The sequence below is a fragment of the Arthrobacter globiformis genome (assembly GCF_046536215.2).
GTDB lineage: Bacteria > Actinomycetota > Actinomycetes > Actinomycetales > Micrococcaceae > Arthrobacter > Arthrobacter globiformis_E.
The window spans coordinates 1,678,396-1,696,099 of the sequence record NZ_CM143421.1; the positions used below are offsets into that span (position 1 = coordinate 1,678,396).

General features: G+C 66.9%; 20 protein-coding genes. 14 read left to right on the forward strand and 6 right to left on the reverse strand.

Annotation, left to right across the window (positions count from 1 at the left end; translation table 11 throughout):
* Positions 1-131 precede the first annotated feature (131 nt).
* A complete protein-coding gene (locus R5O87_RS07500; RefSeq protein WP_410558362.1) occupies positions 132-593 on the forward strand; it encodes a DUF4383 domain-containing protein in 462 nt (153 codons plus the stop codon).
* A 263-nt stretch (positions 594-856) separates the two neighbouring features.
* Here the strand turns inward: R5O87_RS07500 and R5O87_RS07505 are convergent, their stop codons facing one another.
* Both R5O87_RS07505 and R5O87_RS07510 read right to left on the reverse strand, forming a co-directional pair.
* Entirely contained in the window at positions 857-1,312 is a 456-nt protein-coding gene (locus R5O87_RS07505; RefSeq protein ID WP_410558361.1) for a cytidine/deoxycytidylate deaminase family protein, read from the reverse strand.
* 9 nt (positions 1,313-1,321) lie between these two features.
* The gene (locus R5O87_RS07510) at positions 1,322-2,626 is read right to left on the reverse strand and encodes an MFS transporter (protein ID WP_410558360.1); all 1,305 of its coding nucleotides are present in this window, start codon (positions 2,624-2,626) and stop codon (positions 1,322-1,324) included.
* A 589-nt stretch (positions 2,627-3,215) separates the two neighbouring features.
* Here R5O87_RS07510 and R5O87_RS07515 point away from each other — a divergent pair.
* The 8 genes from R5O87_RS07515 (at position 3,216) to fdxA (ending at position 11,198) form a co-directional block, all read left to right on the forward strand.
* Positions 3,216-3,824 (forward strand): helix-turn-helix domain-containing protein, encoded by a 609-nt coding sequence (locus tag R5O87_RS07515; protein ID WP_410558359.1) that lies wholly within the window; start codon positions 3,216-3,218, stop codon positions 3,822-3,824.
* A gap of 215 nt (positions 3,825-4,039) precedes the next feature.
* The gene (locus tag R5O87_RS07520; protein WP_410558358.1) at positions 4,040-5,422 is read left to right on the forward strand and encodes an FAD-dependent oxidoreductase; all 1,383 of its coding nucleotides are present in this window, start codon (positions 4,040-4,042) and stop codon (positions 5,420-5,422) included.
* A complete protein-coding gene (locus R5O87_RS07525) occupies positions 5,419-6,696 on the forward strand; it encodes a CaiB/BaiF CoA transferase family protein (protein WP_410558357.1) in 1,278 nt (425 codons plus the stop codon). The genes R5O87_RS07520 and R5O87_RS07525 overlap by 4 nt, the downstream gene beginning before the upstream one ends.
* Before the next feature lie 56 nt (positions 6,697-6,752).
* Positions 6,753-7,538 carry an enoyl-CoA hydratase-related protein gene (locus R5O87_RS07530; RefSeq protein WP_410558378.1) on the forward strand — a complete coding sequence of 262 codons (786 nt, stop codon included), beginning with the start codon at positions 6,753-6,755 and terminating at the stop codon, positions 7,536-7,538.
* Positions 7,539-7,633: 95 nt separating this feature from the next.
* Positions 7,634-8,566, forward strand: coding sequence for a dihydrodipicolinate synthase family protein (locus tag R5O87_RS07535; protein WP_410558356.1), 933 nt, complete (start codon positions 7,634-7,636; stop codon positions 8,564-8,566).
* Positions 8,566-9,351, forward strand: coding sequence for an SDR family oxidoreductase (locus R5O87_RS07540; protein WP_410558355.1), 786 nt, complete (start codon positions 8,566-8,568; stop codon positions 9,349-9,351). The genes R5O87_RS07535 and R5O87_RS07540 overlap by 1 nt, the downstream gene beginning before the upstream one ends.
* A 50-nt stretch (positions 9,352-9,401) precedes the next feature.
* A complete protein-coding gene (locus tag R5O87_RS07545; protein ID WP_410558354.1) occupies positions 9,402-10,883 on the forward strand; it encodes an aldehyde dehydrogenase family protein in 1,482 nt (493 codons plus the stop codon).
* A 6-nt stretch (positions 10,884-10,889) separates the two neighbouring features.
* Positions 10,890-11,198, forward strand: a complete 309-nt coding sequence (gene fdxA, locus R5O87_RS07550; RefSeq protein WP_410558353.1) for a ferredoxin — start codon at positions 10,890-10,892, stop codon at positions 11,196-11,198.
* Positions 11,199-11,286: 88 nt separating this feature from the next.
* Here the strand turns inward: fdxA and R5O87_RS07555 are convergent, their stop codons facing one another.
* Entirely contained in the window at positions 11,287-11,478 is a 192-nt protein-coding gene (locus R5O87_RS07555; protein WP_410558352.1) for a hypothetical protein, read from the reverse strand.
* 141 nt (positions 11,479-11,619) lie between these two features.
* Between R5O87_RS07555 and R5O87_RS07560 the strand changes: the two genes are divergently transcribed.
* Entirely contained in the window at positions 11,620-12,747 is a 1,128-nt protein-coding gene (locus R5O87_RS07560) for a hypothetical protein (protein ID WP_410558351.1), read from the forward strand.
* Between the two features lie 88 nt (positions 12,748-12,835).
* Positions 12,836-13,012 (forward strand): hypothetical protein, encoded by a 177-nt coding sequence (locus tag R5O87_RS07565; protein WP_410558350.1) that lies wholly within the window; start codon positions 12,836-12,838, stop codon positions 13,010-13,012.
* Positions 13,013-13,157: 145 nt separating this feature from the next.
* Here the strand turns inward: R5O87_RS07565 and R5O87_RS07570 are convergent, their stop codons facing one another.
* Positions 13,158-13,877 carry a MarR family winged helix-turn-helix transcriptional regulator gene (locus R5O87_RS07570; protein ID WP_410558349.1) on the reverse strand — a complete coding sequence of 240 codons (720 nt, stop codon included), beginning with the start codon at positions 13,875-13,877 and terminating at the stop codon, positions 13,158-13,160.
* 101 nt (positions 13,878-13,978) lie between these two features.
* The gene (locus R5O87_RS07575) at positions 13,979-14,851 is read right to left on the reverse strand and encodes a DUF2382 domain-containing protein (protein ID WP_410558348.1); all 873 of its coding nucleotides are present in this window, start codon (positions 14,849-14,851) and stop codon (positions 13,979-13,981) included.
* Between the two features lie 349 nt (positions 14,852-15,200).
* On the opposite strand from R5O87_RS07575, the gene R5O87_RS07580 reads away from it, so the two are divergent.
* Genes R5O87_RS07580 through R5O87_RS07590 form a run of 3 tightly spaced genes read left to right on the forward strand, consistent with a single transcriptional unit; the run spans position 15,201 to position 17,376 of the window.
* On the forward strand, positions 15,201-16,319 hold the full coding sequence (locus R5O87_RS07580) for a hypothetical protein (RefSeq protein ID WP_410558347.1): 1,119 nt from the start codon (positions 15,201-15,203) through the stop codon (positions 16,317-16,319).
* Entirely contained in the window at positions 16,316-16,747 is a 432-nt protein-coding gene (locus R5O87_RS07585; RefSeq protein WP_462836407.1) for a phage holin family protein, read from the forward strand. The genes R5O87_RS07580 and R5O87_RS07585 overlap by 4 nt, the downstream gene beginning before the upstream one ends.
* Positions 16,744-17,376, forward strand: coding sequence for a DUF3618 domain-containing protein (locus R5O87_RS07590; protein WP_462836408.1), 633 nt, complete (start codon positions 16,744-16,746; stop codon positions 17,374-17,376). The genes R5O87_RS07585 and R5O87_RS07590 overlap by 4 nt, the downstream gene beginning before the upstream one ends.
* A gap of 91 nt (positions 17,377-17,467) precedes the next feature.
* On the opposite strand, the gene R5O87_RS07595 is transcribed toward R5O87_RS07590, so the two are convergent.
* On the reverse strand, positions 17,468-17,677 hold the full coding sequence (locus tag R5O87_RS07595; RefSeq protein ID WP_410558514.1) for a hypervirulence associated TUDOR domain-containing protein: 210 nt from the start codon (positions 17,675-17,677) through the stop codon (positions 17,468-17,470).
* Positions 17,678-17,704: the final 27 nt, after the last annotated feature.

Consider the following 17,704-nt stretch of genomic DNA (forward strand, 5'->3'; position numbering starts at 1 on the left):
AGGCTCAACGGCGCGGGAATGTCGGACGGCCGTGCGCCTGCGCCGGTACACGGCAGGACCAGCCGCGGGCGCTTTTTCGGAAGGCCCGTCGTAAAATTAGCTTGTCCGCATTCAGTGGTTGGAGGCAGAAAATGACTACCGCATCCCCACATGCACACGGCGTCCACTTTGGCAGGACAGACGTCCAGAACGCTGGCATGGGTGTAGGTATTGTCTTGATGGTGGTCGGTGTGCTGGGGTTCATCCCGGGCATCACCGCACGGTATGGCGAACTGATGTTCCTTGGGCCTGATTCGCACGCCATGTTCCTCGGCCTGTTCCAGGTATCCATGCTGCTCAACATCGTGCAGCTGGTCATTGGCGCAACCGGCTGGGCCATGTCCCGCGGAGAGATGGGCGCTCGGAGGTTCCTTCTGGGAGCCGGTGCGCTTTACCTCGTCCTCAGCATTTACGGGCTCAGTGTCGGAGTGGATTCGGCGGCCAACTTCCTGTCGCTGAACATGCTGGACAACTGGACGCACATGGTGCTGGGCGTGCTGATGATTGCCGCTGGCTGGATGTTTTCACGGCATTCGGTCGAGGACAGGAAATAGCCCGGAACGCGAACGCCGGGAACTAGGAGCCGCGAATGAATAGATATCTAATCTGAGTATTCGTACTACCGGTTGGTGCAGGCGGTCACGCGAATTCGTGGGCGGCTGCACCAACTTTGTGCCGGCCGGCCACCTGCTGTTCAGTACGACGGCGGGTGCCCGGCACGCAGGAAGGCCCGGACTCGCAGAGTCCAGGCCTTCCTGTTTGTTTGTCTGGTCGCCGCCGGCGCCCAAGTTGGGTGGTTCAAGTTGGGTGGTTCACGCTAGGTGACGGATTCAGCCGCGCGGGGCGGAAGAGTGTTCCACTCCGTTTCCGCGGCACGCATCCAGGGGTAGGGCAACAGTTCTGTGATGTTGACCTTCCCCACCTCGCCCTCGGCGTCGACCAGGACAGTTGCCTCGGTTCCGTACATGCGCAGCAGTTCCCGGCACAGGCCGCAGGGGTTCGTGACCTGAGGCTGGCCCTCTCCGTCCATGCTGACGGCCACCACTGAACTGATGGATGGCTCCTGGGCCATGCGGGCGTTGGCGAGGGCGCTGGATTCGGCACATACATTGAGTCGTTTTGAGCCGATGTGCAGTCCGAGGTAGATGGTCCCGGACTCGCCGCGCATGGCGGCAGCCACCCGGTGGTTCTCGCTGTGATGGGCGGTAACCAACAGCCGGCGGGCCGCCTCGTAGAGCTCCACGTCAGGATCGCTGAGGTCAAAGGAGATCACGGTTGGCTCCTAGCTGCCGATGAAGATGCCGTTTTTCTTTCGGGCCAGCAGATAGAACACGATGCTCAGCGCCGAGAGGACAGCTACATACACGGGGAAGATCCAGGAGGCGTTTATGGACTGGAGCCAGACCAGCAGGTAGGAGGCGGTGCCGCCGAAGATGGCGACGCCCAGTCCGTAGCCGAGGGCCGTTCCGGCGCCACGGCAGCCCTTCGGCATGAGCGAGCTGGTGACCACGTTGTACAGCGTCATGTTCAGGACCAGCACTACCGAACCGCCAAGGAGCACCGCAGCGAAGCCGGCGATGCCGGGCTTGACGTACATCAGCATCAGGAAGACCGAGGGAATGGCCAGCGCGCGGGTGACCAGGAACCACCTGGACATCGACTTGCCGTCAGCAAGCCGGCTGATGATGAGGCTGCCGAGCACCAGCACGACGCCGAGGACCGTGGTGAGCGCGAAGACTGCGGTGGCGTCCTCCTTGAACCCGCTGCGGGCCGCCGTCGGGAGCCCGGTGTTCCAGGCGTAGTTGTAAGCCTGCGCGGCACCGACCACGAAGGTAATGGCCAGCACGCTCAGCCAGTGTTTACGCACCCCGCCCCAGACTGTTTTTGCGGAGTTGTTCGCCAGCTCTTCGGGCTTCATGGTTTCAGGAAGCGTCCGGCGAAGGTAGACCACAACGAAGCCGAACGCGGCACCGACGACGAACGGCACGCGCCACCCCCAGTCGGCCATGACGGATCCGCCCAGCGTCAGGCTGCAGAGGTAGCTGACAAGCGAGGCGAGCAGGATGCCTGCGTTGACGTAGAAGGAGATGATGCCGGCCACAAAGCCCTCGCGTCCCTCGGGTACGAGTTCCACGGCGTGGGCGGTGGACAGCGGGGCTTCGACGCCGGTGGAAATGCCCTGGATGATGCGGCAGACCAGGAGGATCACCCCGGCGGCACCGCCGATCTGGTCATAGGTCGGAGACACGGCAATGATCAGGGTGGTGACCGCCATCATCATGATGGACCAGAGCATCACCCGCCGCCGTCCGATCCGGTCAGCGAAGGTGCCGAGCAGAATCCCGCCCAGCGGTCGGAAGGCGAAGCCGACGGCGAAGACTGCCAGGGCGCTCAGCGTTGCGGCCACGGGATCATGCGACGGGAAGAACTTCGGTCCGATGAAGGCCGACAGCAGCCCAAAGACCATCCAGTCGTACCACTCCAAGGTGTTCCCCAGCCCGAGGCCCAGCAGCCCCCGGCGGATTTCCGGAGAGAGCCGGGACTTCCGGCCGCCCTCCAGGTCATTCTTGACGACAGTGTCAGTCATGATTCTTCCTTCCCCCGCGCCTTCGGGCGCGGGAGGGTACGGATCACCGGCAGGCGCCCTGTTTGGGCCGCCGGCGATCGAAACTATCGTTTGGCTTGGTCCGCGGGGCGTGACCGGATCACCACATGGGAGGTGAGTTAGCCAAGATAGCTACGCGTGCCTCTTCGTAGCGCTTGCCTGCAATCGGCCATCCGGCCCGGCAGCAGGAGCTTGTTCGGATGAACGTTACGTTCCATACTGACCGGCCAACATCAGGTTCTGTGGATGGCTTGGCAGATGTACTGCCTCATTACCAGGGAAGCGAACTGGAGACCGGGCGGGCTGCACCTTCCGCCAGAAGGTCCTCGTGCCCTGCTCCTGCTCGATTAGCGTCAATTCCGAAGTGTTGTGGCTCACATAACTATATTGAAGATCTTCACAGAGTCAATGGTCAAAGGAAGGCGGGATCCCGCCACGCCGAACGGCCAATCGAAACCGCAGGTCGGTGGCGAATCGCGGAGGAAATGCGAGGATTTTTCACCAAACCATTGATTCGGTAAAAATCTTCACTATAGTTATGCATGTCAGCTCATCCAGAGAAAGACGGACCATGACCAACGAGAGCCTCCCGGGATCCTCCCCCGCCGGCACGAGCGTCCTTCTTGCCACCGTAGGCAACAAGATCCGCAACATGCGCAAGGACAAAGGGATGACGCTTGCGAAGCTCTCCGAGGTCACCGGCCTCAGCCCGGCGATCGTTAGCCAGATCGAACGCGGCCTGGCCAACCCGTCCTTCACCACACTGGCGCAGCTGGCCCACGGCCTGGACATCCCCGTGGGGAAGTTCTTCCTTGGACAGGAAGAAACCAGGTCCCCGGTAGTCCGCAAGGGCGAGCGGCGGAACCTCAAGGGCGTCACCAAGAAGTCCGTGGGCGAGGCGGTCTATGAACTGCTCACCCCCGACCTCAACGGCGCCCTGGAGGCCCAATGGATCGTGAGTCCGCCAGGCCACGACACCAGCGCCACTCCGTTCCGGCACAGCGGCGAGGAATTCGGCATCATTCTCTCCGGCCGGAAAGACATCTACCTGGACGGTGAGTGCTACACGCTTGAAGAAGGCGATTCCATCACCTTCTCGTCGGATACGCCTCACTGGTACAAGAACAGCTACGAAGAGGTATGCGTAGCGATCTGGGTTAACGCACCTCACGCGTGGTGATTAGCCGGCCCTAGCCGCCTTCGCCATTCTTTCCGCCGACGCCCCGGTGTCCGCGGAAGCCTTTCCACACTCCGCCGCAAGGTCCGCAACGGACCGCGCTGCGTCATACCCTCTGCCGGGCGGAACCCGCGGTCAGCGTCGCCGCGTGTTCCTTCTGGGCAGCATCTACCTCACCGGCTGCCGTTCCGACGGACGCCGGAAAGTAAGGAACCCCCATGAACTCGACCACAGCCATGCGCTCCCTGGACCTCATCACCACAACGCAGGACCTGAGCGCTCCCGTCATCTCCCGTTCGGACGTCCTGGTGGTCGGCGGCGGCCCGGCCGGCGTTGCCGCCGCCGTCACCGCGGCCCGATCCGGCGCCTCCGTCACTTTGCTGGAGCGCTACTCCGCCCTTGGCGGCCTCGCCTCCGGGGGCATGGTCCTGGTGCTCGATGACATGATCAACGGCCAGGAGATCACCGTCACCGGCATCGTCTCCGAGTATGTCGAACGTCTCCAGAAGCTGGGCCTGGCGATCGTCCCGCCGGCCGATGACCGCAAGACCTCCGAGGAACTCTGGAACAAGTGGGGCCGCTTCGGCACCTTCGACTTCCATTCGCACACCACCCCCAAGCCGGTCTGCTACGCCGCGGCCTTCGATCCGGACGGCTGGAAGCGGGTCTCCAACGACCTCGTCCGCGAAGCCGGCGTCAACCTCCGCCTCCACTCCTGGTTCTCCCGCCCCATCGTGGACAACGGCGTCATGAAGGGCGTCGTCTGCGAAACCAAGTCCGGCCCGCAGGCCTTCATGGCGGACATCGTCATCGACACCACCGGCGACATCGACGTCGCCTCCCGCGCCGGCGCCAGCCACATCAAGGACAGCTACCTCACCACCCTCGTGTTCCGGCTCGGCAACGTCGACACCAACGCCGCCGAGGCCTTCGAGCAGGCCAACGCGAAGGAAGCCCGCGCCATCAACCGCAAGATCAAGCGCCTCCTCGGCGGCGCCTGGGAACTGTGGTGGCTCAAGACCCCCATCGACGGCGTGGTCTGGTGCAACGCACCCCACATGACCGGCTTCGACGGCGTCGACCCGGCGGACATGACCGCCGCCGAGTTCGCCGCCCGGGACCGGATCACCGAGGCCGTGGAGTATGTCCGCGCCCACCTGCCCGGCTTCGAAAACTGCTACATGCTCGACGTCGCCTCCCAGCTGGGCGTCCGGCAGACCCGCCTGCTGGAGGGCGAGTACGTCATGACCAAGGACGACGTCACCTCCCGCCGGCACTTCGCGGACACCGTGGCCCGCGGCCGCGACTACTACTACCCCTACCGCTCGCTGCTGCCCAAGGAAGTGGACCAGCTTCTCGTGGCCGGGCGCCATTACTCAGCCACCCCCGAGGCGCAGAAGATGTCCCGCGAAATCCCGCCCTGCATGGCCATGGGCCAGGCCGTCGGCGTAGCGGCTGCCGTGGCGGTCCAAAACGGCACCCTTGTCCGCGACGTGTCCGCCCTGGACATCCAGCAGGGCATGCGCCGGCACGGCGCGGACCCGGGCGACGTCCCGTCGTCGAACGCCACCCTGGACGCAGACGCGGTGGTGGGGGCATGAGCGCCGCCATCGACGAACTGGAAAGCACGACGGCGGCTCCCGCCGCCGCTGCCGACGGCACCGCCGCTGCCCCGGGCGCTGCAGGCGCCGGCACGCCGCTCCCCCTCGACGGAATCAAGATCGTGGACTTCACCCAGGTGTTCATGGGCCCGTCCTGCACCCAGCTCCTCGGCGACTACGGGGCGGACATCATCAAGGTGGAACGCCCGGGCGCCGGGGACATCTCCCGCAACTCCTTCCCGGACAAGGACGGCCAGGACAACCCGATCTTCCTGTCCATCAACCGCAACAAGCGCAGCGTCTCGGTGGACACCCGCACCGAGGACGGCCGCACCGTGCTCCGCCGGCTGCTGGCCGACGCGGAGGTGGTGGTGAGCAACTTCCGCTCCGGCGTGATGGAGCGGATGGGCTTCGGCTACGAGGAGCTCAAGGCGGAGAACCCGGCCATCATCTGGGCCTCCGGCACGGGCTTCGGACCCCAGGGACCCTACTCGCACAAGGGCGGCCAGGACGCGATCGCGCAGGCCTACTCCGGCGTCATGTGGCGGCGCGAGTCCGAGGACATGAAGCCCTCCATTTACCCCACCACCCTGTGCGACTACATCACGGGCATGCACCTCATGCAGGGCATCCTGCTGGCGCTGCGCACCCGCGAAACCTCCGGCGTCGGGCAAAAAGTGGAGGTGACCATGTATGACTCCATGCTGCACCTGCAGATGCAGGAGGCCTGCATGCAGCTCAACCGCGGCTTCGAGGTCAACTGGGGCGCCATGCCGCTCAGCGGCGTCTTTGAGACCACCGACGGCGCCGTCTGCATGGTGGGCGGCTTCACCCCCGACCCGCTGCTGCGCATTTCCGAGGCCCTGGGCCTGGACGAGGACCTCACGCAGCGCCCCGAATTCGCCAACCTGGAACAGCAGTTCAAGCACAAGCCGGCACTGCAGGCCATCTTCCGCGAGCGCATCGCCACCAACACCACCGAGTACTGGACCGGCCGGCTGGAGGAGAAGGGACTGCTCAACGCCCCCGTGCACACCCTGGAACAGACCCTCGCCGACGCGCAGACCCACGCCAACGGCATGATCGTCGAGGCCGAGCACCCCGGCGTCGGCACCGTCAAGATGCTCAACGCGCCCATCCGGCTCTCCGCCACCCCGCCCACCATCCGCCGGGTGGCCCCGCGGCTCGGCGAGCACAACGTCGAGGTACTGCTGGAAAACGGGTTCGACGCCGAGACCGTCGAGCGCCTGCAGCAGCTGGGGGTCCTCCGGTGACCGCCGTTTCCGAAGCCGGGAGGGCCCCCGCGGTTCCCGGCACGGCAGTCCAGAACATGGTGGACGAGGTCACGTTGACCATCGAGAACCACGTCGCCACCGTGGTGATCGACCGGCAGCACGTGCTCAACGCCGTCGACGGCCGCGCCCAGGCCCGGCTCAACGGGATCTGGGACCAGCTGGAAGCCGATTCCACCGTCCGCGCCGTGGTCATCACGGGCGCCGGCAGCCGGGCGTTCTGCGTGGGGGCGGACATGTCCGCCTCCGCCGTGGACAAGACCGGCCTCGAATACTGGGCAGGCCTGGACCCGAACGGTTTCGGCGGGCTGAGCCTTCGCACCTCACTGGATGTCCCGGTGATTGCACGGGTCAACGGCTACGCCCTGGGCGGCGGCATGGAGATCGTGCTCGGCGCGGACATCGTGGTGGCCGCGGACACCGCCCGTTTCGGGCTGACGGAGCCGCGCGTCGGGCGTTTGGCGCTCGACGGCGGCATCCACCAGCTGGTGCGCCGGATCCCGTACACCCAGGCGATGGGCATGCTCCTGACCGGGCGGAAGGCCGAGGCCGCTGAGATGCAGGCCATGGGCCTGGTCAACGAGGTGGTCCCCGCCGGGGAGCTGGACGCCGCGGTGCAGCGCTGGCTCGACCAGATCCTTGCCTGCGCCCCCACGTCCGTCCGGGCGGTCAAGCAGATGGTCACGCAGACCGCCCACCTGACCGCCGCCGAGGCCCGCGGGCTCCGGCTGCCGGCCCTGATGGCGGCACTGGACAGCGAGGACTCCGCCGAGGGCGTCCGCGCCTTCCAGGAGAAGCGCCTGCCGGTCTGGCCGGGGCGTTAGTCCTTCCACCGATCCTGCCGCCTGAGGTCCGGCCGGCCGAAGCAACACGAGCTTTTAGCAAGAGCGTCAACAAGAGCCTTTTAAGGAGAAAACCTATGCGGGAGTCACTGACACCCGGCGTGTGGGGCGTCGTCGCCACACCGTTCCAGGGCAGCACCCTGGACGTCGATACCGACAGCCTCGCCGGACTCGTGGGGTACTACGAATCGATCGGCGCCACCGGACTCACCGTCCTGGGCGTGTTCGGCGAGGCGGCAGCCCTGACCCCGGCCGAGCGCAGCCTGGTCCTGGAGGTGGCGGTGGAAGAAACACGCCTGCCAATCGTGGCGGGGGTGACGTCGCTCTACACCGGCACCGCCGTCGAGGAAATCCACGCCATCCAGGCGGCCACCGGGGACCGGCTCGCGGCCGTGATGGTACAGGCCAACTCCGCCAACCCCGGCGTGGCCATCGCGCACCTGAACGCTATTCACCGCTCGACCGGAGCCAGGGTGGTGCTGCAGGACTACCCCCTGGCCAGCGGCGTCAGCATCGGCACCGAGGCACTCATCTCGGTGGTGCAGGCCTGCAGCTTTGTCATTGGGGTCAAGGCCGAGGCTCCGCCCACGTCCGTGGCGATCGGACAGCTGACGGACGCCCTCGATGTCTCGGTGTTCGGCGGACTGGGCGGACAGGGACTGCTGGACGAGCTCCTGGCGGGTGCCGCCGGGGCGATGACCGGATTCTCCTACCCGGAGGCTCTCATCGCCTGCGTCCGGGCCTGGCAGCGGCACGGCTATGAGGCCGCCCGCGACGCCCTGCTGCCCTACCTGCCGCTGATCAACTTCGAACAGCAGGCGAAGATCGCCCTGGCCGTCCGGAAGGAATGTCTGCGCCAGCGCGGCCTGATTGCCGACGCCGGCGTCCGGGCGCCGGGCTCGGCCTTCCCGGAGGTCCTGAGGACCGGGCTGCGCACGCACCTGGCCGAGGCAGCTGCGGCGCTGGGCCCGAATCCCGCCGCCGCCCACGTTCCCGCGGGGAGGTTCTGATGGACCTCGGAATCAGCGGCAAGACCGCATTCGTGGCAGCCTCCACCGGCGGGCTGGGCCTTGCCGTCGCCCGGGCACTCGCGGCCGAAGGCGCCCGGGTTGCCATCACCGGCCGGCGCCGCGAGCGCGCCGAAAAAATCGCGGCCCAGCTTCAGGAGGAAGGCCACAGCGCCGTCGCCATTGAGGCCGACCTCAGCACCGCCGACGGGGTGGCCGCCGCCGTCGAACGCACTGTGGACACGTTCGGACCCATCGACATCCTGGTGCTCAACGGGCCGGGACCCAAGCCCGGCGCGGCCGCCACGCTCGGTGCCGACGACATCGCTGCAGCGTTCGAACAGCTGGTCAAGCCGCACCACGCCCTGGTAACGCACGTCCTGCCGGGCATGCGGGAACGGCGCTGGGGCCGGATCCTGGCCGTCGGCTCCAGCGGCGTGGTGGCACCGCTGCCCAACCTGGCCGTATCCAACACCGGCCGCGCCGCCCTGGCCGGCTACCTCAAGACGCTCGCGGCTGAGGTCGCGCTGGACGCGGTCACCGTCAACATGCTCCTGCCCGGACGCATCGCCACGGACCGCGTGGCCGAACTCGACCACGCCGCCGCCAAGCGCCGCGGCACCACCGCCGAGGAAATACAGCTCGAATCCCGCAAAACCATCCCGGCCCGCCGCTACGGCGAACCGGAGGAATTCGGTGCCGCCGCGGCCTTCCTCTGCAGCGCCCCGGCCTCCTACATCACCGGCGTGGCACTGCGCTGTGACGGCGGCCTGATCCGCGGCCTCTGACCTCTCCCGCACGCATGGCCCTGCAACTCCGACTCCCCCGAAGGAACCCCATGACTTCCACCGTCACCGAAAAGTCCACCAGCTTCACCAAGCGGGACCGCATCACCGCCCGGCACCTCATCAATGGCGAATGGCTCGGCGAGGCGGACACCGAACGGCTCAACCCGGCCCGCCCCGCCGAGCTCGCGGCACTCTCCCCCAGCGGCACGGCCGCGGACACCGACGCCGCCGTCAGCGCGGCCGCCGCTGCCCAGCCGGGCTGGGCCACCCTGCCCGCCCCTGCCCGCGGCGCCATCCTGATGGCGGCCGGCGACCTCCTGCTGGAACGCCAGGCAAGCATCGCCGAGGACCTCGTCCGTGAGGAAGGCAAGACCCTCGCCGAAGCCAAGGGCGAGGTCAAACGCGCCTCCGATGTGCTGCGGTTCTTCGGTTCCCTCGGCTGGGCGGCCACCGGTGAGGTCCTGCCCAGCGGCCTGCCGGACACCACCATCACCACCCGCCGCGAGCCGCTCGGCGTCGTCGGGCTCATCACCCCCTGGAACTTCCCCATCGCCATCCCGGCCTGGAAGGCTGCTCCGGCACTGATCAGCGGCAACACCGTGGTGATCAAGCCGGCCGAGCTCACTCCGCTCTCGGCCACCCACCTGGCCCGCGCCCTGCAGGATGCCGGGCTGCCGGCCGGGGTGTTCAACGTGGTCCACGGCAAGGGCCGCGTGGTGGGCGACGCCCTGGCGCGTGACCCGCGCATCGCCGGGCTGTCCTTCACCGGTTCCACCGCCGTGGGCCTGGGCCTGCAGGAAATCCTGAACGCGCGCCGTGCCCGGGTCCAGCTGGAAATGGGCGGCAAGAACGGGGTGCTGGTCCTTGACGACGCCGATCCCCGCAAGGCCGCCAAGGTAGTGGCCGCCGGCGCCTTCGGCCTCACTGGCCAGGCCTGCACCGCGACGTCCCGCGTCTACGTCACGCCCGGCATCCGGTCCGCGTTCCTTGAGGCGCTGACCCAGGAAGCAGCCGCCTACACCCCCGGCGACGGACTGGCCCCGGGGACGTCGATGGGCGCCGTCGTGAGCGGCCAGCAGTTCGGGCAGAACCAGGCGGCGGTGCGCACCGCCGTCGAACGCGGCGCCACTCTGCTCCACGGCGGGTACGACGGCGGCACGGACGCCGGCTTCCTCTTCCCTGCCGCCGTGCTCACCGGCCTGCCGTTCGACGACGCCGCCGTGACGGATGAGATTTTCGGTCCGGTCGTGGCTGTGCTCGAGGTCCCGGACTACGAGGCCGTTCTCGCCGCGATCAACGATTCCCGTTACGGCCTCACCGCCGGCATCTGCACAGATTCCCTGGCGTTGGCGACCGACTTCGCCGCCCGCGCCCAGGCCGGCGTCATCAAGGTGAACCGGCCGACGGCGGGCCTGGACCTGAATGTGCCGTTCGGCGGCGTCAAGGACTCCTCCACCAACACGTTCCGCGAGCAGGGGAAGTCCGCGCTGGACTTCTTCACCTGGGGCAAGACCGTCTACACAGGTGTGTAGCCTGCCATGACCTATGTCATCGCGCAGCCGTGTGTGGATGTGAAGGACAAGGCGTGCATCGATGAATGCCCGGTGGACTGCATCTATGAGGGCGAACGCTCGCTCTATATCCACCCGTCCGAGTGCGTGGACTGCGGCGCCTGCGATCCTGTCTGCCCTGTCGAGGCCATCTACTACTCGGACGATGTCCCGGACGAGTGGGCCGATTACGTGCGCGCCAACGTGGAGTTCTTCGACGAGATGGGGTCGCCGCAGGGAGCCTCGGCCCTCGGGAATCTGGGCCGCGACCATCCGGTGGTAACCAACGCGGCGTGAACGGTCCCACCCAAGGACTGATGCCGCCGTCGTGAACATGATCACGACGGCGGCACCCCCACTGGTGGCCAGGCCGCGGCCGGTCCCGTCAAAGGCCCGTCTTGAACCGGATCTGGGCGTAGGGCTCGCTGGGCAGGTTTCCGGCAGTCCAGGGCTCCTCGGACGGTTCGCTCCGGACTTCTCCGCGCCCGTCGCGCAGGACGGCCAGCACCGTTGCCGCGATGGCGACGACGGCGATTGCGGCCAGCAGCATCAGGACGACGACGATGGATCCAGACATCCCTCAAGCACCTTCTGCTTCAATTTTATTGCTGTTCAGCGCTCCCGTTCATGCGCGAACATTTTTCCTCTGGACGGAACGGGGCGCCGGGCATATTCTGGTCTCCCATTGCGCTGGGGGGTGATTCGAATGGGCAACAGGGTGCGTTTACTGGACGCAACCGTCCTGCGCGCCCTGCTCTTGCCCGTTCTCCTGGCCCTGGCGTGGATTATTTGGGGTGCAGCATCCGCCGATGCAGCCTCCGGCGACGCCGTGCCGGCCGGCTCCCTCAACGCTGGCACTCTCAATACCGGTCCCCTCGTCAAAACGCCTGTCGCCGCCATCGCGCCGTCGGCAGTGGCTGCCCCTCTGGCTTCTGCCACCTCCCGGGTTGCCCCGGCCGCCAAGCTGCTGCCGGTGGTTCCGGCACTGCCGGCAGCACCGAGTCTCCCGGCAGCGGTCACCAAGCCTGTGACGACCGTCGTCAGTACAGTGGCGGACACAGCCGGCACCGTGGTCAACGGGGCGTCGACGGCGGTCACCACCGTGACTGCGGCTGCGGCGCCTGTGGTCGGCACAGTGGACAGCCTGGTAACGGCCGCGGAAGAGATTGTTTCGTCCGTGCAGTTGCCGGCAACGCCTGTTGTGCCGTCCATTCCTTCGCTGCCGATTCCGGGCAAGACTGTTCCGCCGGTGCCATCAGTGCAAGTGCCATCAGTGCCGGTGCCTTCAGTGCCGCTGCCTTCAGTGCCGCTGCCGGAACTGCCTGCAGTTCCCGGACCGGGTGCCACACCGCCGACGCCGACTCCCGGCACCGGGGGCAACCCGCCAGATCTTGCCGCGCAGGCCGCTGATGTTTCGCCCTCGGATGTTGGGCCGGGGACGGCACCCCGAAGGACCGCAGACAGGACCCAGCCGGCGGCACCGGCCGGGGCAGCGTTCGCGGCCACTCCCGCTACCGGCTTTGGCGTCCCGCTCGCCGGCACGGGCCTCTCACTTGCCGAGCTTCAGATGACCACGCCCGAGCGGCGAGAGCCGGCAGGCGCCGGCCCTGCAGCCTCCACGGCGAACCTTGATGAGCTCCCCGGCGATGGCCATCTTCCGTCCTTCGCCGTAAGCGAGGGAACGTCGGGGAATTCCTCGTCGGGCTCCGAGGGCTCCGGCCCCCAGGCCGCTGATGCGGCGGGAACCTGGGACAGGACGCCCCTGCTTGCCGGCTCCCGCATGTTCGATGCTGCCCAGAATCTTCCCGCCAGCCCCGCCTTCGATCCGGGGTGCTCCCCCGACTGAACAGGTCAGCCCTGCCCACCTTCAGGGCAGAAAAGACCACCTGCGCAGCCCTGCGCAAGGACCATCAGTTCAGTCAGGAGAACATGTCATGTCTACGCACGCCCCGCTGTCTGCCGCCTCCCGCCCGTCCCGTCCGCAGTCCGGAGCCCTTAGCGGCCGGATCGGCAACTGGCCCGACCCCATGCGCGGCCGGATCGGCAACTGGCCCGACCCCATGTCCGGCCTCATCGGCAACTGGCCCGACCCGATGCAACAGAGAAACTAGGGATGTCCCTGCGAAGCTGGAGCACGGTCCGGACCTGAGCCTGGACCGGCACGCCAACAAGGGACACGTAAACGAGGAAGTGTCGCCGCGCGCGGCGCGGCGACACTATCCTCAATAATCAATCCGGCCGTCCGAGGCGATTCACCTATCCAGGATCGGCGTCGCCCTTCCCGGCAGGCTTTTGCCGTGTTGCGGTGCGGTCGTTCGGCGCCGGCATAGCCTCCTGCCCGCCAACCGTATCGGCTTCGACCCCATCTTCTTCGGCCACTGATCCCCGCCAGGCAGGCCCTGCGGCCGTGTCCGCCTTTGTGGACTGGTCGCCTTCTGCCGGCACGCCTGTTGGAGGCACATTGGCCACGGGAGAGCCCGATTCGGAGGTGCCATCCGGGGCTGCCTCGCCGGCAACGGCGGCCGAATTCTGGTTCTTGGCCGCGCCGGGCTTGGCGCGGCCTGGAAAGTAGCTGATGACACGCGCCAGCTCGCGGCCCAGGGCAGTCCCCTCGACCACGTCGGGGGGCAGTGCATCCTGCTCAGCTTTCCGCGCCGCCTCGAGTGCCTGGCGGCCGGCTTCCGTTATGGATACCTCGTTGTGCCGGCGGTCCAATGAACTCGACTCGCGGGCCACAAGTCCCGCCCCCTCGAGCCGGGCCAAAACCCGGCCAATGGACTGGCTGCGGACCTTGATATCGGCGGCCAGCTCTTCCTGGTTCAGCGGACCGTCGAGAAGGCCCTGCAGCGCAATGACTGCGGCGTGCGTGAGGCCGAGTTCAGCCAGTGCCTGGTCCTGCCTGCGCTGGACGAGCCTGGCGGCCATGGACAGCAGCTGGTGAGGTCCCCACTGCTCCGCGTCAGGGTTCGGGACCATCGGTTTAGACCTTCTTTCCCTTGAGCCCGTGCTGGCAACACCGCCAGCCCAAAATGCCGGAAACACCGGGACCGGAAAACCCGGCCCCGGTGTCAGGCAAGTCAGCGGCGGCTGTCGTCTACGCCGTCGGCCTCAATGCGCTCCTTGCGGACCTGCTCGTCCACCGTCACCTCGTCAGTAACGGTTTCCGTGTCCAGCCTGACCCGCTCGACCGGCACGGCTTCCTTATCCACCACGGGGCGTTCCTCGTGAAGAACCACTTCGTGTTCCGCCTCGCTGATATCCGGACCGCTCAGCGCCTCACCCCGGTTTCCCCCGGTGATCGGTTCGCGCTCCAGCCGCACTTCCTCGCGCTGAACCGGAACTGTCCGGGTGACGTTTTCGGTCACCACGTACTTGCGCAGACGTGCCCGGCCGGCGGCCTGCCTTTCCGTGCCAACATTCACGCGTTCCTCAGAACGGGTCATCGCGTCGCGGTCAGCCAGTCCGGACGTGTCGCGATCGGCGCTGCCGTCCGCCGCGCTGTAGGTTCCGCCGGTCCCTGCGGCAGCGAACCCCGCATCCCGCTCGGTGGCTGAAAGGCCCGCGGCGGACTGATCGCCCGTTCGGCCGGAGTCAGCCCGGTCCCCCTTCGCCGCCTGGGTGTATGTCACCGTTCCGTTCAGCTGGTAGTGCGCGTAAAGCCGGTCCTCTTCTGAGGGGTCAAGGTGGCCTTCAGCGTCAACGCGCGGAGCATCCTTGACCTGGTCCTTGCTGTATGGGACAACGATGTCGCGTCCCTCGAGCCGTGCTCCCTCCAGGGGGATGAAGGACTCCGAGGTGCCAAAAAGGCCGGTGCGGGCCGTCACCCAGGTGGGCTGTCCGTTGTCATCATCCGCATAAACCTGGCCGAGGGAGCCGATCTTGTCTCCGTCTGCGGAGACAATGTTTCCGTTCTTGTTTAGCAGGTCGTCGATGTGTTCCTTGGTGAGCATGCTGCCTCCTTGGAGTTTGACTTCGTGTTCACATTGGCTGTTCACGCTTAGGCCGACGACGGTGCAGCGCCAGTTTGGTTCTGTCGCTCCCGGGGAGCGGCAACCGCCGCCCTCTGCCGGGCAATCCGCCGTCGCGGTGGAGGCCGATAACTCGACCTCACATCTATACCCTAAGCATGCTTACTATCAGATTGGCAAGCCTACTTAGCTTTTTTCTTGCGACCCGCCGGTAGGGGTGGGAAAAAATGACAAGGTTGCTTACTATTTATTAGTAAACATGCTTACCATTGCATGCCAGCAACGCTGGTTCCTGTACAGCAGCTGCCCCTTTCGGAAAGAGAGAGCGAAGATGACTGAGAACCAATGGCCGCAGGACGAAAACCTCACCACTCCCCCGGCCACACAGAATTTGGGTTACGGCGCCGGCACCACCGGATACGGCGCAACTGGAGCGGGCACCACCGGTTACGGCGCCGCCGGCTACCAGGATGATGCGTCCTCAAAGAAGGATGTGGCCAAGGAAGAGGCCGCGAACGTCGCCGGCGAGGCGAAAGGTGCCGCCCGGAACGTGGCCGAGACGGCCAGGACCGAGGCGAAGAACGTCGCGTACGAAGCCAAGAACAGCGCCAGGGACCTGCTGCACCAGGCGAAGTCGGACCTGACCAGCCAGGCTGGCACCCAGCAGGCCAAGGCCGCCGAAGGCATCCGCAACATCTCTTCGCAGCTGCGCACCATGGCCAATGCACCGGACCAGCAGGGCGTGGCCGCGGACCTGGTCCGCCAGGCCGCCGACCGCTCTGAATCCGTAGCATCATGGCTGGACAACCGCGACCCGGGCTCGCTCCTGAACGAGGTCAAGTCCTTCGCCCGCCAGCGTCCCGGGACCTTCCTGCTTCTCGCGGCAGGCGCCGGCCTCCTGGCCGGACGGCTGGGCCGCAGTCTGCAGGCCGGAGCCCCCGAGACCCGGACCTCCACCGGCGTCGGGTCCACCGGCGGCACCGTTCCGCCATACCCCGTTCAGCCGCCGGTCACTGAGGGCAGCCTGGACGCCGGGGCCGGCGCACCGCTCTATGACCGCGCCGAGCTCGGCGAGCCCGCCTACACCCAGCCGGCCTACGGCGAGACAACTTATGGAGAGCAGGCCACCGGTCAACCGGCCTATGGCGAACAGACCTACGGGGAACAGCCCGGCTACGGCGAACCGGCCACCGGCCAACCCGCCTACGGCCAAGAGACTTACGGCGAACAGCCCGCCTACGGTGAACCGGCCACCGGTCAACCCGCCTATGGCGAACCCGCTTACGGGGAACAGCCCGCCTACGGCGAACCGGCGACCGGTCAACCCGCCTACGGGGACCAGGGCGTCGGCGAACCGGGAGTCGGTGAGCCCGGCCCCGGCGAACCCGGATATGGCGAGCCGAGACGCCGGGATACCGACGATACCGAGGGTGGGGGTCGTCCCCTGTGAGCAGCCAGATACCTGATACCCCGCAGACCGCCGCGCACGTGAAGGCCGAGACCACGTCCCTCGGTGACCTCCTCGGCGAGGTCACCCGGGACCTGTCCACCCTGATCCGGCAGGAAATCGAACTCGCCAAAGCCGAACTCAAACAATCCGGCACCCGCGCCGGCAAAGGCGGCGGCATGCTCGCCGGCGCCGGCATCGCCGGGCACTTCGTGCTCCTGTTCCTCTCCATCGCCCTCTGGTACGCCCTGGGCGAGCTGATGGGCCTGGGCTGGTCCGCCGTCGTCGTCGCCGTCATCTGGGGCATCATCGCCGCGATCCTGGCCTCCGTAGGCCGCAAGGAACTCAAATCCATCAAAGGCCTGCCCCAGACCGTCGAAACCGCCAAGGAAATCCCGCCCACCCTCAAACCGAACGGAGACCACCGATGAGTGAGAACCCGGACGCCATCCGCGCCGACATCGAAGCCACCCGCGCCCGCCTCGGCACCAACGTGGACGCGGTCGCCGACAAAGTCACCCCCTCCAACATCGTCCACCGCCAGACCAGCAAAGTCCGGGACGCCGTCTTCGGAGCCAAGGAGAAAGTCATGGGCACCCCCGACCACACCCACACCGGCAACCTCCACCACGCAGCCCACTCCACCACCAGCGGCATGCACCAGGCCACCGACGCCGCCGGCAACGCCCTCCACGACGCCGGCGAAAAAATCGCCGACGCACCCCACCAGGTCGCCGCCAAAACCCAGGGCAACCCCCTCGCCGCCGGCCTCATCGCCTTCGGCGCCGGGCTCCTCGTCTCCTCCCTCATCCCCCCGAGCGAGAAGGAACGCGAAGCCGCCGACGCCCTGAAAACCGCGGCAGAACCCGTCACCACCCAACTCACCGAAGCCGCCAAGGACATGGCCCAGGGCTGGAAGGAACCCGCCCAGGAAGCCATGGAAAACGTCAAGGCCACCGCCACCGACGCCGCCCAACACGTCAAAGACGAAGGCCAAACCGCCGCCCAAGACGTCAAAACAACCGCCACCGACGCCAAAGACCACGTCCAAAACACGTAGCGGCGTCAACAACTAAAAGAGTCAAGGTACGACGACGGCCGGCCCGCTTAAGCGCGGACCGGCCGTTTGTCTGTGGTCAGGTGCCCGGCGGCTACCCCTGCTTCTCGGTCAGCGCGACTGCCTTGTGTGCGGCCCTCGCCCCCGTCTTGGCGGACTCCACCACGTACTGGGGTTCGTCGTCGGTGGCCTTGTGCGTATGGCCGTCGAGCTCAAAGTCGCTGGTTTTCTTTTCCACGATCCTGCCGTGGGTCTTTCCCTGCGGCGTGTTCCATTCCACTTCGGTGCCCTTGGTCAGTGCCACGCGTGCTCCTCACGTCGGTCCGGCAGT

Excerpts from the sequence above, each read along its gene's own strand:
- R5O87_RS07500 (WP_410558362.1), top strand. The coding sequence starts at position 132 with ATGACTACCGCATCCCCACATGCACACGGCGTCCACTTTGGCAGGACA.
- R5O87_RS07510 (WP_410558360.1), bottom strand. The coding sequence starts at position 2,626 with ATGACTGACACTGTCGTCAAGAATGACCTGGAGGGCGGCCGGAAGTCC.
- R5O87_RS07515 (WP_410558359.1), top strand. The coding sequence starts at position 3,216 with ATGACCAACGAGAGCCTCCCGGGATCCTCCCCCGCCGGCACGAGCGTC.
- R5O87_RS07520 (WP_410558358.1), top strand. The coding sequence starts at position 4,040 with ATGAACTCGACCACAGCCATGCGCTCCCTGGACCTCATCACCACAACG.
- R5O87_RS07525 (WP_410558357.1), top strand. The coding sequence starts at position 5,419 with ATGAGCGCCGCCATCGACGAACTGGAAAGCACGACGGCGGCTCCCGCC.
- R5O87_RS07530 (WP_410558378.1), top strand. The coding sequence starts at position 6,753 with ATGGTGGACGAGGTCACGTTGACCATCGAGAACCACGTCGCCACCGTG.
- R5O87_RS07535 (WP_410558356.1), top strand. The coding sequence starts at position 7,634 with ATGCGGGAGTCACTGACACCCGGCGTGTGGGGCGTCGTCGCCACACCG.
- R5O87_RS07540 (WP_410558355.1), top strand. The coding sequence starts at position 8,566 with ATGGACCTCGGAATCAGCGGCAAGACCGCATTCGTGGCAGCCTCCACC.
- R5O87_RS07545 (WP_410558354.1), top strand. The coding sequence starts at position 9,402 with ATGACTTCCACCGTCACCGAAAAGTCCACCAGCTTCACCAAGCGGGAC.
- fdxA (WP_410558353.1), top strand. The coding sequence starts at position 10,890 with ATGACCTATGTCATCGCGCAGCCGTGTGTGGATGTGAAGGACAAGGCG.
- R5O87_RS07555 (WP_410558352.1), bottom strand. The coding sequence starts at position 11,478 with ATGTCTGGATCCATCGTCGTCGTCCTGATGCTGCTGGCCGCAATCGCC.
- R5O87_RS07565 (WP_410558350.1), top strand. The coding sequence starts at position 12,836 with ATGTCTACGCACGCCCCGCTGTCTGCCGCCTCCCGCCCGTCCCGTCCG.
- R5O87_RS07570 (WP_410558349.1), bottom strand. The coding sequence starts at position 13,877 with ATGGTCCCGAACCCTGACGCGGAGCAGTGGGGACCTCACCAGCTGCTG.
- R5O87_RS07575 (WP_410558348.1), bottom strand. The coding sequence starts at position 14,851 with ATGCTCACCAAGGAACACATCGACGACCTGCTAAACAAGAACGGAAAC.
- R5O87_RS07580 (WP_410558347.1), top strand. The coding sequence starts at position 15,201 with ATGACTGAGAACCAATGGCCGCAGGACGAAAACCTCACCACTCCCCCG.
- R5O87_RS07590 (WP_462836408.1), top strand. The coding sequence starts at position 16,744 with ATGAGTGAGAACCCGGACGCCATCCGCGCCGACATCGAAGCCACCCGC.